This is a genomic window from Psychromonas sp. KJ10-2 (assembly GCF_047323255.1).
Classification (GTDB): Bacteria; Pseudomonadota; Gammaproteobacteria; order Enterobacterales; family Psychromonadaceae; genus Psychromonas.
The window spans coordinates 85,636-102,078 of the sequence record NZ_CP178827.1 but is presented as its reverse complement, the minus strand read 5'-3'; the positions used below and the strand labels follow the sequence as shown (position 1 = coordinate 102,078).

At 39.0% G+C, this 16,443-nt stretch carries 11 protein-coding genes and 4 pseudogenes; 1 reads left to right on the top strand and 14 read right to left on the bottom strand.

What is annotated here, in order from left to right; genetic code table 11:
* Positions 1-120: 120 nt before the first annotated feature.
* The 5 genes from ACLKL2_RS00475 to ACLKL2_RS00455 form a co-directional block, all read right to left on the bottom strand.
* Positions 121-1,416: an undecaprenyl-phosphate glucose phosphotransferase gene (locus tag ACLKL2_RS00475; RefSeq protein ID WP_413692958.1), complete on the bottom strand. Its 1,296-nt coding sequence runs from the start codon at positions 1,414-1,416 to the stop codon at positions 121-123.
* Between the two features lie 340 nt (positions 1,417-1,756).
* Positions 1,757-3,007, bottom strand: coding sequence for a UDP-N-acetyl-D-mannosamine dehydrogenase (wecC, locus tag ACLKL2_RS00470; protein WP_113817693.1), 1,251 nt, complete (start codon positions 3,005-3,007; stop codon positions 1,757-1,759).
* A gap of 2 nt (positions 3,008-3,009) precedes the next feature.
* Positions 3,010-4,131, bottom strand: coding sequence for a non-hydrolyzing UDP-N-acetylglucosamine 2-epimerase (gene wecB / locus ACLKL2_RS00465; protein WP_413692957.1), 1,122 nt, complete (start codon positions 4,129-4,131; stop codon positions 3,010-3,012).
* Positions 4,132-4,379: 248 nt separating this feature from the next.
* Positions 4,380-4,604: a DUF2835 domain-containing protein gene (locus tag ACLKL2_RS00460; RefSeq protein WP_113817695.1), complete on the bottom strand. Its 225-nt coding sequence runs from the start codon at positions 4,602-4,604 to the stop codon at positions 4,380-4,382.
* A complete protein-coding gene (locus tag ACLKL2_RS00455; RefSeq protein ID WP_413694378.1) occupies positions 4,604-5,374 on the bottom strand; it encodes a methyltransferase domain-containing protein in 771 nt (256 codons plus the stop codon). The genes ACLKL2_RS00460 and ACLKL2_RS00455 overlap by 1 nt, the downstream gene beginning before the upstream one ends.
* Before the next feature lie 455 nt (positions 5,375-5,829).
* Here ACLKL2_RS00455 and ACLKL2_RS00450 point away from each other — a divergent pair, with 455 nt between their 5' ends.
* The gene (locus ACLKL2_RS00450; protein WP_413692956.1) at positions 5,830-6,633 is read left to right on the top strand and encodes an ElyC/SanA/YdcF family protein; all 804 of its coding nucleotides are present in this window, start codon (positions 5,830-5,832) and stop codon (positions 6,631-6,633) included.
* 75 nt (positions 6,634-6,708) lie between these two features.
* On the opposite strand, the gene ACLKL2_RS00445 is transcribed toward ACLKL2_RS00450, so the two are convergent.
* From ACLKL2_RS00445 to ACLKL2_RS00405, 9 genes and pseudogenes are all read right to left on the bottom strand, one after another.
* Entirely contained in the window at positions 6,709-6,891 is a 183-nt protein-coding gene (locus ACLKL2_RS00445) for a DUF1737 domain-containing protein (RefSeq protein WP_220149623.1), read from the bottom strand.
* A gap of 346 nt (positions 6,892-7,237) precedes the next feature.
* Positions 7,238-8,693 (bottom strand): annotated as a pseudogene (thiI, locus tag ACLKL2_RS00440) (tRNA uracil 4-sulfurtransferase ThiI).
* An 88-nt stretch (positions 8,694-8,781) separates the two neighbouring features.
* Positions 8,782-9,318 carry a YaeQ family protein gene (locus ACLKL2_RS00435; RefSeq protein ID WP_113817698.1) on the bottom strand — a complete coding sequence of 179 codons (537 nt, stop codon included), beginning with the start codon at positions 9,316-9,318 and terminating at the stop codon, positions 8,782-8,784.
* 70 nt (positions 9,319-9,388) lie between these two features.
* Entirely contained in the window at positions 9,389-10,492 is a 1,104-nt protein-coding gene (leuB, locus tag ACLKL2_RS00430) for a 3-isopropylmalate dehydrogenase (protein ID WP_113817699.1), read from the bottom strand.
* A 193-nt stretch (positions 10,493-10,685) separates the two neighbouring features.
* On the bottom strand, positions 10,686-11,675 hold the full coding sequence (gene oppF / locus ACLKL2_RS00425; RefSeq protein WP_413692955.1) for a murein tripeptide/oligopeptide ABC transporter ATP binding protein OppF: 990 nt from the start codon (positions 11,673-11,675) through the stop codon (positions 10,686-10,688).
* Positions 11,675-12,640, bottom strand: a complete 966-nt coding sequence (locus ACLKL2_RS00420; protein ID WP_413692954.1) for an ABC transporter ATP-binding protein — start codon at positions 12,638-12,640, stop codon at positions 11,675-11,677. Before ACLKL2_RS00420 ends, oppF begins: the two co-directional genes overlap by 1 nt.
* 19 nt (positions 12,641-12,659) lie before the next feature.
* A pseudogene (oppC, locus tag ACLKL2_RS00415) lies at positions 12,660-13,560 on the bottom strand (oligopeptide ABC transporter permease OppC).
* 11 nt (positions 13,561-13,571) lie between these two features.
* A pseudogene (oppB, locus tag ACLKL2_RS00410) lies at positions 13,572-14,490 on the bottom strand (oligopeptide ABC transporter permease OppB).
* Positions 14,491-14,613: 123 nt separating this feature from the next.
* A pseudogene (locus ACLKL2_RS00405) lies at positions 14,614-16,022 on the bottom strand (ABC transporter substrate-binding protein).
* Positions 16,023-16,443 lie beyond the last annotated feature (421 nt).

Below are 16,443 nucleotides of genomic sequence, written 5' to 3'. Positions count from 1 at the left end.
ACGGGAGTGATTAACCAACACACTTTTTACTGTGCCTAATATTCAGACATAATACTTATGTAAATCATCATTTAGTAAGAACATCAAGCTCAATCCTTTCCTCTATCACCAATAGCAAGATTAATAAGCATTCTTATCTCTAAAGCCACGGACTATGGTTAAGCAAATAATTTTGAGATCAAAACTAATTGACCAGTTACGGATATACTCTAAATCAAATTCAACACGTTTTTGCATTTTAACTAGGGTATCTGTCTCGCCTCGCCAGCCATTAATTTGTGCCCAGCCTGTGATGCCTGGTTTGACTTTATGGCGCAACATATAATAGTCCACCAGCTTTCGGTACTCTTCATTATGTGCAACAGCATGAGGACGTGGGCCAACTAATGACATGCTGCCAAACAACACATTAATGAATTGAGGTAATTCATCCAAGGAAGTTTGACGCAATATTGCCCCTAACTTAGTGATACGCACATCGTTGCGTACGGCTTGGTTCACTACTTTGCCATTTTCCATGGAGTGCATGGATCGGAACTTCCATACCTGTATCGCTCGACCATCTAACCCATACCGTAGTTGTTTAAATAAAACAGGCCCTCTAGAGTCGATTTTTATTAACAAGGCGATTAATAACATAGGTAGTGCAATAATCGTTAGTATCACTAATGAACCAAGGATATCTTCAAGACGTTTTAATAATCTTGAGGGGCCGGTCATTGGCGACTCATAAACACTGATTGTTTGAATGGCACCAAGGTGTGATAAACGAGCATTCAATAAGTTAAAGGTAAAAAAGTCGGGCACAATAAACACATCAATGGTGGTATCGCCTAAAGATCTCAACACCCCTTCTATACGCTTTTGGGCAGCTAAAGGTAATGCGATATAAATAACCTCGATCCCTCCCGCTTTTGCGAGCTCAATACCTTGATTAATACCACCTAATAAATGCTCTTTGTATTTAGTGGGTGAGCGAGTATCAGCTCGGTCATCATAGAAGCCAGTTAATATATAACCAGTTTCAGGCTTATTAATGAATTGTTCAGCCAGTAATACCCCTGATTGGGTTAAACCAAAAATCGCCACTTTACGTGTATAAAACCCAGCTTGACGACGTTTGTAAAGAAACAGGTAAAGCAGAAAGCGCCAACCCGCGAGGGCAATACTATTAAAAACAATCCATAACCCAACAATTAGTCGAGAGATATCTAAACTGGTTTTACTAAAAAACAGGAAAATGACCACACAGAACACACCTGCTACCCAACATAGGAAGGTATAACTGGCGATTCGAGAGAACTCACCAAGGCGCCAACAACGATATAGTTGATAACTTTCAGCGGCAAATAAGAAGCCGATTGATGCAATTAAGCCAACGACTAAGTAGGTATGAATATAGACCTCTTCTCGCATCGAGAGGATCAGAAATAAGCTTGTTTGAATAATGAGAAATCAATACATCGGTATAGTGCTGAATAGGCATTGGCACTATCTTTTACATAGCGAGGCTCAGACATCTACTCTCCTTAGCAAATGAGACCAATTATATAAAATAAGTAACCTAAATGTTGCTAAGGAAAATAGTGTAGATTTAAACGAAGTTGAACCTGTCGAGAGTTAACAAAAGGTATTAACTCTTTAAAGGTTGTTCCTTTCAAGAAACGTACAACGAAGCAATAAATTATTTACACAAGCAAAATAGATCAATTAATAAATATGATTGGTATTAACTTGCTTCATTATGGCGCAAAAGTTAAATAATGCCTCGGGTGTCTATCACAACTTTGGTAGCAAATTTAGTACGGTCGGTTGCTTTGAATTGTTTATGGTCCACTAACACAACGATCACATTCGCTTTTTCCAATGCATCTTCGAGTGTGGTTAATTTCACACCAGACTTAGATAAGGACGCAGGTAAGGTTTTAATATTTGGCTCAACGGCAAGAATATCACCAAAACCTTTAGCCACGAGATCTTCCACAATGTCCAATGCAGGACTTTCACGTAGGTCATCAATGTCTGCTTTAAATGCTAACCCCAAGCAAGCAATCATAGGGTGTTTGAACTGATCAGCCGCTTTATAAATTTGATCAACTACGTAATGTGGTTTGGCATCGTTAGTTAAACGCGCTTGTTTGATTATATTCGCCTGTTCAGGACAGCTATCAACGATAAACCATGGGTCAACAGCAATACAATGCCCACCAACACCCGGACCAGGGTTTAAAATATTCACTCGCGGATGGCGGTTGGCTAATTTAATTAACTCCCACACATTGATTTTCAATTGGTCACAAATCACCGATAACTCATTCGCAAAAGCAATATTCACATCGCGAAATGAGTTCTCTGTTAATTTTGCCATCTCAGCAGTACGCGCATTGGTCACAATGCACTCACCACGTACAAATTTTGCATATAACATGGTCGCTAACTTGCTACATGTACTCGACATACCACCAATAACACGGTCATTAGACACAAGTTCATGCAACACATGTCCAGGCAATACACGCTCTGGACAATGTGCAACTTTAATATCAGCAAGGTCACCTTTATCTTGCGGGAAAGACAGGTCTGGTCGAGCTGCTTTTAACCAAGCAGCTAATTTTTCAGTCGTCCCCACTGGCGAAGTTGACTCTAAAATAACTAGGTTACCTTTAGCGAGTACTGGCGCAATCATCTGAGCAGCAGATTCAATGAAAGAGATATCGGGAGTAGGTATTCCGCCTTCGTTTAGCGTTAAAGGAGTAGGTACTGCAACCATAAATACATCAGCAGGCTCTGCTTTAGTTGTCGCACGTAATTTACCTGTGGTGACCACACTGCGCACCACGATATCTAAATCAGGTTCAACAATATGAATTTTACCAGCGTTGATCGTTTCAACAGCTTCACTATTTACATCTACACCTATTACATCCATACCGCGTGAAGCGATCACTGCAGCAGTAGGTAATCCAATATATCCTAGTCCAATCACAGAGACCGTCTGAAATGGCATAATTAATCCTTCAATAATTCGTTTACTATTCGTGCACAGGCTAAACCATCCCCATAGGGGTTATGTGCTTTAGCCATGGTTTGATAACTGTCTTTTTCTGTTAATAACAGCAAGGTTTCCTCGGTAATACTTTGCACATCTGTCCCAACTAACTTTACTGTGCCAGCAGTAATTGCTTCAGGACGTTCCGTAGTGTCCCGCATCACAAGTACAGGCTTACCTAAAGATGGCGCTTCCTCTTGTACACCGCCAGAATCCGTGATGATTAAATAGCACCGATCCATCAAGTAAACAAAAGGTAAATACTCTTGAGGTTCAATTAAATAGACGTTGTTAAATTTACCTAATAAGCGGTTAACAGGCTCTCTCACATTAGGATTTAAATGCATTGGGTATACAATTTGTACGTCAGGCTGTGCTTTGGCAATATTGGCTAAGGCTTCACAAATACGTTCAAATCCATCACCAAAACTTTCTCGTCTGTGCCCTGTCACTAATATCATCTTTTTATTTTTATCTAAAAAGGAGAATTGAGCATCCAAACGCTGTTGTAAACGAGTGTCAGACAGTAATTTGTTTTTTACCCATAACAATGCATCTATAACGGTATTACCTGTTACCGTAATATGCGCATCTGGCACATGCTCTTTTTCTAGGTTCTTTTTGGATAATTCAGTAGGTGCAAAATGATAACGGGTTAATACTGCCGTCAATCTTCTGTTCGCCTCTTCAGGCCAAGGGGAATAAAGGTTACCTGTACGCAAGCCTGCCTCTACATGACCTATTTTAATATTATTATAGAATGCAGCTAATGAAGCAGAGAAAGTGGTGGTTGTGTCGCCATGTACCAACACAACATCAGGTTGAAACTCATCAAGGACAGGTTTTAAACCACTTAAAATGCCTTCGGTCACATCAAATAGGTCCTGCCCCATTTTCATAATATTTAAATCATAATCTGGAGTAATGGCAAACAGAGCTAATACCTGATCTAGCATTTCTCTATGCTGAGCCGTGACGCAGACTTTACTCTCTATATTTGGTTCAGCCGCTAATCGATGGACTAGTGGCGCCATTTTAATCGCTTCTGGACGAGTCCCAAAAACGGTTAATACTTTTTTCATGAATCACCCATTGAAATGGTATTAATTATAATAAGAACGACATAAATTGGGAAAGTAGAGAATACTTCCCTGTACATAAAGACAAGAAAACCAATCAATAGGACGCTAAGGACGGTTAATAAGATAACATTCTTGTAATATATATAAAAAGTCAATTTTTTAGAGATGCAGTATACAAATTATGCCCACTTAAGTATCTACTCATTAAGATAGAGAAATAGACCTAACTAGCTATTCTCTCATGATATTTAATGATGAAGACAGGTTAAACTTTGAAACTTATTTTCATCAGTTAGCTGTAACTCAAAGTACCCTCTTACCCCTAATTGCGTAAAGAATGGGACAAAGCGCATTGCAGGCAACTGAATAGTCGCGCCTTGTTCACTGCGTACTTTAACCACTGTGTTAGGTACTCGGTATAACTTTTCAAACTCTTGATAATTGATATTAATTCTAAAATGGTATGACTGCATTAGCTTTCCCTCGCTAAGGTTAAATGCGTATATCGCCCCAAGGAAGCATAGGGCTCTTGGTGGCAATAGGTCATTTCCATACTTAAAAGCTGTTCAAAATCATTTTCAGCCACCTCAGGTGATTTCATATAATCGTGAATAACACGCACTCCAGTTTTACGTAGGGTTTGCATCTTAGCTTGTGTAAGCCAATCTACCACATCTCTTTCATATAGCGGATTAGTTGGTGATAAACGCACTACTTTTTTGCGAGGCATGCCTAATTCTACAAAATTCAAGTTACCTGATACTAGGTTAAAAAAGCGTTGTGCTTCCTTGTTATAAAACATCAATGACAACAAACCATCACCCTTAAGCCAATCTAACAAGTTTAATAAGGTGGCTTTCGGTTCTGCTAACCACTCTAATACGGCATGATTAAGAATAAGATCAAAATGCCCAGAAACATATTCTGGAAGCGATTGAATTGAGCAATGTAATAAGGTCACATTGTGTTGATAATCTTGTCCTTCCAGCTGTTTTTTTGCTACTTTTAATAATTCACCAGAAATATCACATAACACAACTTGGTGTCCTAATGCGGCGAGTTTTTGACTAAAAAAACCAAAACCTCCACCTGCATCTAAGACTCTAAGAACAGGTTTATTTAAGCGCTGTATACAATATTCCAGTTCTCGCCAAACCACTTCTTTACGGATTTCACCTTTGTCACTCCCGTAAATGTTTTTTACAAATTTTTCTGCGATTGGGTCAAAATTATGGTCACTCACTGCTATTTCTCGTCTATTCTTTAAAGTCATTAACTCATACCAATCATGCTAATTAACGCTTCTATTTACTGGTTAAAAATTTACTGGTTAAAAACTTATTTCTGCGTTGTTATTTCATTCATAGAGTAACTGTTTAATTAAAATGACGCCTTACACTGAGTCAGTTTTTCTGCGCAAATTAAGCTCATTTACTTTAATATGATTGGTATAAGCTAGTATACGGGATATAACTGAATTATTGTTAACAATCATCAACATAAGCCAATTAGCTTATTCCTAAATTGACTATTCACTTAGTGTTATAAAAAGTGATATTGTAGAGCAAGTCATTTCTAAAAAATACCTAACAAAGTGAGCTAAATAAAAACAGTCAACGTATTATGCTAATTCATTAACAATAACGCTAAGCTATTGATTAAAATATTTTAAATATATAAATAACAAAAGGAAGCACAATGGAGTTTATAATAAAAAAATGGATCGGCGGATTATTAATGCCACTGCCTTTCGCTTTATTATTATTGTTTGCCAGCCTTTTAATGCTGTTTTTTAGTGATCGCCAAGTCATAGCCAAACTACTAACACTGTGCAGCTTCTTAATCTTGTTTAGCTTTAGTTTACTGCCTAGTGCTTATCATCTAACCAAACCCTTAGAGCGACAATACCCACCATTATTAAAAGCCGATCAATCTTTCGATTATATTTTAGTATTAGGCTCTTCAGGTATTGATGACCCAAATCTACCTATTACCGGACAACTTTCGGCAACCGCATTAAGTCGTTTTAGTGAGGTGTTGCGTTTACATTATGCCAATCCTGATGCCATGATCATTGTCTCGGGATCGGGGTTTGGTGATACACAAAGTCATGCTCAACTTTTAGAGCAACTTGCCGTTACCTTACAGATCCCAAAACAGAAGATAATTCGACTAGATTACACACTTGATACCGCGCAAGAAGCAAAAGTGATGTCATTGATTATTGATGGTAAAAAAGCAGCCTTAGTGACGTCAGCAACACATATGCCAAGAGCTATGCAATTGTTTAAGCGTTTCCATCAATCCCCTACTCCGGCTCCAGCCATGTATCTCGCTAAAGACCATAGCAATGGTTTGCCTTGGTACAATTACATTCCATCAGCTTACCAATTGTATAAATCAGAACGTTCTATGCATGAATATTTAGGGCAATTACAGCAGTGGTTACTTAAGAAGATGCGTGAAGAGGAGATATTACCAGCAGAAACGACCGTAGAATAAAGCAAGCCTATCACTAAGCTTGCTTTTAATAGCTTTATACCAATTAAATTGATTCGTTAATGAGTATGATTGGTATTAAACCAATTGAGAGGGTCTTTTGATCACAGCTTGCCCTACCACAACATGTTGACCATTAAAGGTCATTGTTGGTGACCCATAAAGCTCATAACCTTCACTTAATGCTTTAGTAATACGCTTACAAAACTCTGAATCATCTTTACCCGTAATTAATCTATAGTTATCAATTGAATGTGGCATTTTCCAGTATCCTTTTCGTAATTTATGAACGTAACTTCAGGATACGACTTTTTAGCTAGAATCACCTATTAATTTTCAAAAAAACTGTGAATTAATACCAATTGTATTAAATAACTGATCTAAATTTTGCGCCGGAAAAATGGCTTAGTTTGAGGCGAAAGTTGATGTAAATGGTTGTTCCCTATACGAAACTTACAACGAAAAAATAAGTTGTTTTAACAAGTAAAATAGATCAGTTACTTACTATGATTGGTATAACAAACCACTTGCATAAAAAAACGGCATATTTAATGCCGTTTTTCGATAATCTGCTTTTAAAGCTTAAATTATTACCAAGGTCTGATGACTAAGGTCTATATACCTTCACATTTTCAAAACCAGCTTCTTTTAAGTATAAGGCTTGTAATTGACTCATCACGCCACGGTCGCAGTAAAGCAAATAGGTTTTACTTTGATCTAAGCTTTCAAATTTAGATGCTAGCTTGAAGAAAGGTAGATGTTCAACTTTCACATCATCAAGTTCTAATGGTTGGTCTTCTTGCTCTTCTGCAGAACGGATATCTAATATCACTTCGTCAGCAGTAAAGGCTGATACAGACTCTACTTCAGAAACTTGTTCTTTGGCTGCTGTTGCTATCTCCTTGATATCTAAAGTTGCTGCATCGGCAACAACTTGATCAATCAGTGACATATCAAAGTTAGCTTCCTCTTTCTCAATTTTGGCCATCACCGCTTTCACAGTAGGACGTTGAGAAATAACACCACAATATTCAGGGATAGTTTCAGATATTTCAGCAGTACCAATTTCACGAGCGCAATCGATAATTTCTTGTTTATCCGTTGCCACTAACGGTCGCAAAATCAATGTATCGGTAACTTGATCGATAACCGAAAGGTTACGTAACGTTTGACTTGATACTTGGCCTAACGCCTCACCGGTCACTAAACCTTCAATCGCTAAATTATCAGCGACTTTACTTGCGGCGCGCATCATCATACGTTTTAACACAACCCCCATTTGGCCGTTATCTACTTTTTCAAGGATCTCAGCAACAACGGGTTCAAAAGGGACAGAAACAAACTTAACACGGTGTGAAGCGCCAAAACGCTCCCACAAATGATAAGCCACTTGCTTCACGCCAATTTCGTGTGCCGCACCGCCAAGATTAAAGAAGCAGTAATGTACACGTGAACCACGTTTCAATAACTTGTAACTCGACACACCTGAATCAAAACCACCTGAGATAAGTGATAATAGCAGACTCTTGTGTGCCTAATGGGAACCCACCCAGCCCTTGATGACGTTGGTCAATCATAAACAATTTATCGTCGTTTATTTCAATATTGACCGTCACATCAGGATTTTTTAATTTAACAGAAACAGCTTCAGTATGTTGGTTTAAACCACCACCCACGTAACGCTCTACTTCGTTTGAGCCAAAATCATGTGTGCCAATTCGTTTTGCACGAACACAAAAGGTTTTACCCGCTAAGCTATCACCAAAACATGCTTTTGTTTGTTCATAAATATCATGAATATCCGTAAATTTAGATTCAGTGACTTCTAAAAAGTGCGCGATACCTGGCGTACTTTTTAGATAATGAATCACTGTTGCTTTATTCTCTGGATCATCGTTAGTACTGCGCACGATGATTTTATCCCACTCTAGAATTACCTTAATATCTTCGTCATGACGAGTTAATACATTACGGATATTTCCCTGTAACATTTTACTAAAGCGCTTACGCACAGGTTTACTTTTCATCATGATTTCAGGAAAAAGCTTAACGATAAATTTCATGGGGGTACCAACTTTGGATTCAGGACTGTGTAATTTTAAGAAGTGCGGATTATACGCTGTCAATTGCAGTGTGCAATGTTTATACCTATTACTCACTTTTTAAAGTAGTTAGGTTCACTTCACAACTACCTTTATCAGTCGCAATATAAAAAACATTATCAGTAATAGTAATACTAAAATCCATAGTACGTTCAACTAATGCGGCAAAAGCCTGAATCTGTTCAAACTCAAATTGATAAACCTGCGCTTTAGTTGTATTAAACTCTTTCTCAGATTGTTTCCACCACACATTGGACTTAGTATTAAAGGTATACACTTTCACGCTTTTAGCTTGATGGCAGGCTTTTCTAATTCGCTCAAATGCAGGTTCACCCACATCAATCCAACACAAAAACTCGTCGCTGTAATTTTTTGCCCAGATATCAGGATCGTCGACTTCACTTAACCCTTTCGTAAAGCTGAGAAACTCTTGATTATTTAATACAAAAGCTAATGTTCGGGTCACCATACGTTCAGTGGTTTCCGATGGATGTTGAGCGATAGTTAAGGGAATACTTTCATAAACATCATCGTCTAAATTAGAGACATTGATGTTCATTTTAATAATAGTCGGCTTTAGTGCCATTTTGCTTTCTCCAAAAAAAACCACGTTATATAACGTGGTTTAACATTATTTAATCATTGATTAACAATGATTATACAGGCATTTTAGCCAATTCTTCACAAACCATATCACCGAATTCAGCAGTACTTACTAAGTTTGCTTCACCTTCTTTAGATAGGTCTGATGTTGAATAACCGTTTGCAAAAACACTTTGCATTGCTGCCCACAGGTTTTTCGCTTCTTTTTCCATGCCAAAGCTCATTTCTAGCATTAACGCCACAGAACCGATCATTGAGTATGGGTTAGCAATACCTTTACCAGCAATATCTGGCGCAGAACCGTGCGATGGTTCGTAGTATGACTTTTCAGGGCCTTTACAAGCTGAAGGCATAAGGCCTAGAGAACCTAAGATACCGCCGCCTTGGTCACTTAAGATATCACCAAACATGTTTTCCATTACCATCACGTCAAACATAGTTGGTTTTAGACATAAGTAAGTTGCAGCAGCATCAACAAGAATATTGATCACTTCAACTTCAGGGAAGTTTTTGCTTTCTTCTTCAACGATTTCATTCCATAAAACACTTGATTTTAATACGTTTGATTTATGGATGTTGTGCATTACTTTCTTGCGTTTCATTGACACTTCAAAACCAACGCGAATGATTTGGCGAATTTGATCTTCATCGTATTCTAATACTTCACGAACAAAACGCTTACCTTCAGCGTCAACACCCGTTTCTTTCTCACCAAAGTATAAACCACCGACTAATTCACGGATTAGCATGATATCGATACCGTCACCCACTACAGACTCTTTTAATGGAGAAAAGTGAGCAAGGCCTTTTGGTAGGTATACAGGGCGGAAGTTAGCATAAGTATTATAACGACGACGTAGTGGTAATAATGCGCCACGCTCAGGTTGCTCATCAACTGGAATCTTTTGAGAATCTTCGTGATTTAAACCAATCGTACCTTTTAAGATAGCATCAGCTTTATCACAAGCCGCTTTTGTTTCTTCAGGGAAAGATTTTCCAGTTGCAAAGTAAGCAGCAGCACCAAATAATACGTCGTTTAATTCAAAGTTAACGTCAGCGTTACGCGCTTCAACTAGTTTTAAAACCTTTACCGCTTCCTTCATAACTTCAGGACCGATGCCGTCACCAGCTAATAAAGCAATGTTATATGTAGTCATTATAATTCCCTAAATGATATTCGATTGTTTTTCTTGGGGCACATCATAAGGTATAACTAGCGAGAATTTCAATGCAAGATGATAATTTTTACAATTTAATGAAAATAATAAGAAGATTTGAAGTCGTAAAATATTGGATTGATTGATAATACTCCAGTAATCAGATTAATCATCTGATTACTGGAAAGTTAAGTTACACCGCTAAAATACACGCAGTAGCATGACTTTCACTGCCCTTTAAAGGTGTTTCGCATTGACTACAATTAGACTCAGCAATCGGGCAACGTGTCCTAAACACACAACCCGATGGTGGGTTCATCGGTGATGGCAAATCCCCTTCTAACATTTGCACTTTTTTATTGCGTTCAATGTTAGGATCAGGAATGGGCACAGCCGACATCAAGGCTCTGGTGTATGGGTGTTTAGGATCGGCGAACAGCTCTTCTGAAGTACCAAATTCAACTGCGTTGCCTAAATACATAACCAACACGCGATCTGAAATGTGTTTCACCACAGATAAATCATGCGCAATAAATATCAGGCTTAGCCCTAACTCTTTCTGTAAGGATTTGAGTAAATTCACAACCTGAGCTTGAATTGAGACGTCTAACGCAGACACCGGCTCATCACAGATGATCATTTTTGGTTTCAGGATTAATGCGCGAGCAATACCAATACGCTGACACTGACCACCAGAAAACTCATGTGGATATCGATTAATGACATTAGGCAATAACCCTACCTTATCCATGATCTCCTTAACCTGTGCTTTCACTTCTTCTTTACTTAATCTTGGATAAAAAGTACGCAATGGCTCAGCAATGATATCTCCCACATTCATACGTGGATTTAAAGACGCTAAAGGATCTTGGAAAATCATTTGAATCTGCTTACGTTTATCACGCATCGCTTTTTCGCTCAAACTTGCAAGGTCTTCACCTAACCAAACGACTTGCCCCGAACTAACTGGTACTAAACCAATAATAGCGCGAGCAAGTGTTGATTTCCCACAACCAGACTCACCTACAACGCCTAAGGTCTCACCTTCATAAAGCTTAAGATCAATACCATCGACTGCTTTTAATGGGATTGGTTTCGCCCAAGGTAACAGTGATTTAGAGGGGATATTAAACTGTACTTTTAATGATTTAATATCGAGTATTAATTTTTTATCTGCTTCCATTACCATGACTCCCAATTAGAAAAACAGGCACGTGAACGCCCTTCTGCAAACGCGGTTAACTGTGGTGTTTGATCGCATTCGCCCTGCACGACTCGATGACAGCGATCTTGATAAGGGCAGCCTTGTGGTAAATTTAATAAGTTAGGTGGATTACCGGGAATAGTGGGTAATTCATCCGCTTGACTATCTAAGCGTGGAATGGCTTTCAATAACCCTTCCGTATAGGGATGGCTTGGTTTGTAAAAAATTTCGTTTACTGAACCGTACTCCATTGTGCGCCCAGCATACATCACTAGCACTTTGTCACAACTTCCCGCAACAACGCCTAAGTCATGAGTGATCATAATAATCGCTGTATTAAACTTATGCTTTAACTCATTCAGAAGATCCATGATTTGTGCTTGAATGGTCACATCGAGCGCGGTAGTTGGTTCATCGGCAATAAGTAACTTAGGGCGACATAATAACGCCATGGCAATCATGACTCGTTGACGCATCCCACCAGAAAATTCATGAGGGTACATATTAATACGGCTTCGTGCTTCAGGTATTTTAACCGCTTCAAGCATTTCTACCGATTCTTCAAAAGCGGCTTTTTTACTCAAACCTTTATGTAGAATCAGTACTTCCATCATTTGAGCGCTGACTTTCATATAAGGATTCAATGATGTCATTGGGTCTTGAAAGATCATGGCTATTTGTTCTGCGCGGACTTTATTTAACGCTTTTTCAGGTAGGTTAAGAATTTCATTTCCTTCAAACTTTGCGCTCCCAGAAATGATCCCATTTTTGGCCAATAATCCCATTAAGGCAAATACCGTCTGTGATTTTCCAGACCCTGATTCCCCTACAATACCTAACGTTTCACCCGGTTGAAGTGAAAAAGTTAAATCATTAACGGCTGTTACATTGCCATCTTGGGTAGTGAACTCCACACGGAGATCTTGTACATCTAATAAACTCATTTTTGTTTCCTTAATGCAACTATCGGTCTTTTGGATCTAACGCATCGCGTAGACCATCGCCAATGTAGTTAAAACAAAATAACGTCACTACCATAAAAGCAGCGGGAAATCCTAATTGCCAAATGGCCACTTCCATACTTTGGGCACCTTCTTGTAATAAAGCCCCCAACTGGTCATGGGCTCTTGCACACCTAAGCCTAAAAAGCTTAAAAAAGATTCAGTAAGGATCATGCTTGGCACTAACAGTGTTGAGTAAACAGCAACGATTCCCAATACATTAGGAATAATATGACGGCGAATGATATTCCACTTGCTCACGCCAGAGACATGTGCCGCTTCAATGAACTCTTTGCCACGCAAACTCAGAGTTTGACCACGCACAATACGCGCCATATCCAACCAAGCAATCGCACCAATAGCGACAAAAATCAGTACAATATTTCGACCAAAAAATGTAACTAATACAATCACTAAGAACATAAAAGGAATCGCATAGAGGATCTCTAATACACGCATCATAATGCGGTCAACTTTACCGCCAATAAAGCCTGAAGTAGCGCCATATACCGTGCCAATGATCACTGCTACAAGCGCACCTAGCACCCCTACCATCATGGAAATACGACCGCCAATAAAGGTACGGACAAAGAGGTCTCGGCCTAAACTATCAGTACCAAATAAGTGCGTAGAAGAGGTCCTTCATGCAACGCGTACCAATCGGTGTCGTCATAAGCAAATTCCGCCACCATCGGGACAAAAATAACGGCCAATACTATCAAGACTAAAATGACTAAACTGACCATCGCAGCTTTGTTGCGCATAAAACGGATTCGAGCATCTTGCCAAAGGCTGCGGCCTTGTATTTCTAGATTGCTAGAGAAGGCTTCTACTGCTTCCACATTTTGTTTTTTCGTAAACATCTACTCAGTCCTTAATAGCGAATTTTTGGATCAACATACGCCAATAAAATATCCACAATGGCGTTAAATACGATAAACAACAATCCAATTAAAATGGTGATCCCCATGACTAACGAGTAATCTCGATTAAATGCTGCGTTAACAAACAGTTTGCCAATACCGGGTAAACCAAAGATGGTTTCAATCACCACGGACCCCGTAATAATCCCAACAAAGGCAGGCCCCATATAAGAAACAACAGGTAACATGGCAGGTTTTAAGGCATGGCGAAGTACGATATAAGAAAAGCTTAAGCCTTTTGCTCGGGCTGTCCTGATGAAGTTACTATTGAGCGTTTCAATCATGCTACCACGTGTAATACGCGCAAAAGTTGCCACATACATCATGGCCATCCCTAACACTGGCAACACCATGTATTTCAAAGAACCATCAAACCATCCACCAGCTGGAAACCAACCTAAACCAATGGAAAAGATATAAATAAGTACAGGCGCTAATACAAAGGATGGCATTACAATGCCGAGCATCGACGTTGACATTAAGCCATAATCAAGCCAGGTATTTTGCTTGAGTGCCGCAATGGTGCCAATTGCAACACCACACACTAACGCAAAAATAAAAGCAAATGCTCCAATTTTTGCAGACACTGGTAAAGCAGCAATCACCAATTCATTAACGGTAAAGTCCTGGTATTTAAATGATGGTCCTAAATCACCTTGTAGCACATTGGTTAAATAGGTGGTGTATTGTTCAAAAACAGGTTTGTCCAAACCATATTTTGCATTGATGTTTTGCATTACCTGCGGGGAGTTCACGTTCACTTGAAAAAGGACTTCCTGGTGCAAAGCGCATCAAAAAGAAAGAGACAGTAATTAAAACTAGTAATGTTGGAATAGCCTCAATGACTCTCTTTAAGATAAATTTAAACATAACATTCTCAGTTTATAGGTCACAAAAAATACGCCGACGCATAGTGTCAGTGTATTTAATATGACTAAAAATGGATAATGAGGGGCTAGCCCCTCAGCTTAAAGTAGTACAAAAAAGTAACGCCTAGTCTGCGATGATGTACATATTTTTAGAGTAGTTTTTATCTTCAGCATTGTGATGGGCATAACCACCTACATGCGGGTTAAGTAGACGAGCTTTAACATATTGATAGATTGGAATAATTGGCATATCTTTAGCCAGTAAGGCTTCTTGTGCATAATATAGCTTCTGGCGCTCTTCCTCTGAAGTACTGAGAATCGCTTGTTCCGTTAGCTTATCGTACTCTGCACTTTTATAATGTACGCCACCAGTGGTGTTGTTACCTTCCATTAACGAAGTGAAAGTAGACGCTTCATTGTAGTCACCACACCATGAAGCACGTGCAGCTTGGAAGTTACCTTGATTTTTAGTTTCTAGGTAAGTTTTCCACTCTTGATTTTCTAACGTCACTTCAACACCTAGGGTTTTCTTCCACATTGAGCCGATTGCAACGGCTAATTTTTTGTGGTTTTCACTGGTATTGTAAAGTAGCGAAAACTTAAGTGGATTAGCTGCGTTATAACCAGCTTCTTCTAATAATTTCTTAGCTTCTGCATTACGCTCTTTTTGAGTGAGTTTTGCATAAGGGGGCAATACAGGATCAAAATGCGCCACAATTTCAGGCGTTAGCCCATAAGCTGGCTTTTCACCTTTACCTAGTAAAAACTTAGCGATGACATCACGATCGACAGCATAAGACACGGCTTTACGTACACGTAGATCGTCAAAAGGTGGTTTATGCGTGTTTAAACTATAGTAGTAAGTACACAGATCGCCTTTTATCGCCAAAGACTCTGCATGCTCTTTCTTCAAGCGTTTAAAATGCTCATTAGGTACGTCGTAAGTCATATCGATTTCACCGGCTAGAAAACGATTCATTTCCGCTACATAATTTTCAAGTGGAAGGTAAGTCACTTTGGTCAAAACGGTTTTATCGTTATCCCAGTAGTATTTATTAGGCGTCATTTCGATGCGTTCATTCACTACCCATTTACTCATCACAAAGGCACCATTACCCACGAAGTTTTCAGGTTTAGTCCATTGCTCACCATATTTTTCAACCGTTGCTTGATGCACTGGCATCATTGTAGTGTGACCCATCATCATCACGAAATAAGGAACAGGTGTCGCTAATTTAACTTCAAAGGTGTAATCATCTATCGCTTTCACCCCTAATGTACTTTTATCTTTTTTACCGGCAATAATATCCGATGCATTCAACATCGTTGTCATATCCAGATACCACGAATAAGGGAAGCTGTTGCAGGGTCTACGGCGCGTTGAAAACTATATACAAAATCATGAGCGGTAACAGGGTCACCATTAGACCATTTAGCATTTTTACGAAGATGAAAAGTAAAGGTTTTATTGTCCGTTGTTTCCCAACTTTCAGCAACGCCTGGAATGGTATTACCCTCTGCATCCTGGGTCACTAATCCTTCTAACAAATCTAAAATAACATTAGATTCAGGCACGCCTTGTGTTTTGTGTGGGTCAATGGACGCCACCTCTGAGCCATTTCCTTTTACTAGTTCTTGTTTCTCAGCGAGCTTAGTACCGGCTGGTACATCCGCAGCAATAGCAGTAAATGAAGTAGCTGCAAAAGAAAGGCTTAAACCGGCGAGTAACGCTTTTGTTATATTATTTTTATTCACGCTTAGTTCCTTTATTTGTATTCGATTTGCTTGATTCGGGAGGTAATTTAATGTCAATGCCTCACTTCAAGTGAGGTAAAATAAAGCAAGATAAAAGCCAATTAAAAAAAGCTTAATTATCAATAAGATAATTTATTTAGCATGTGCATAACAAACGCCACCGCACCAAAACAGGGCGACTCTAAGTTATATTTAAATC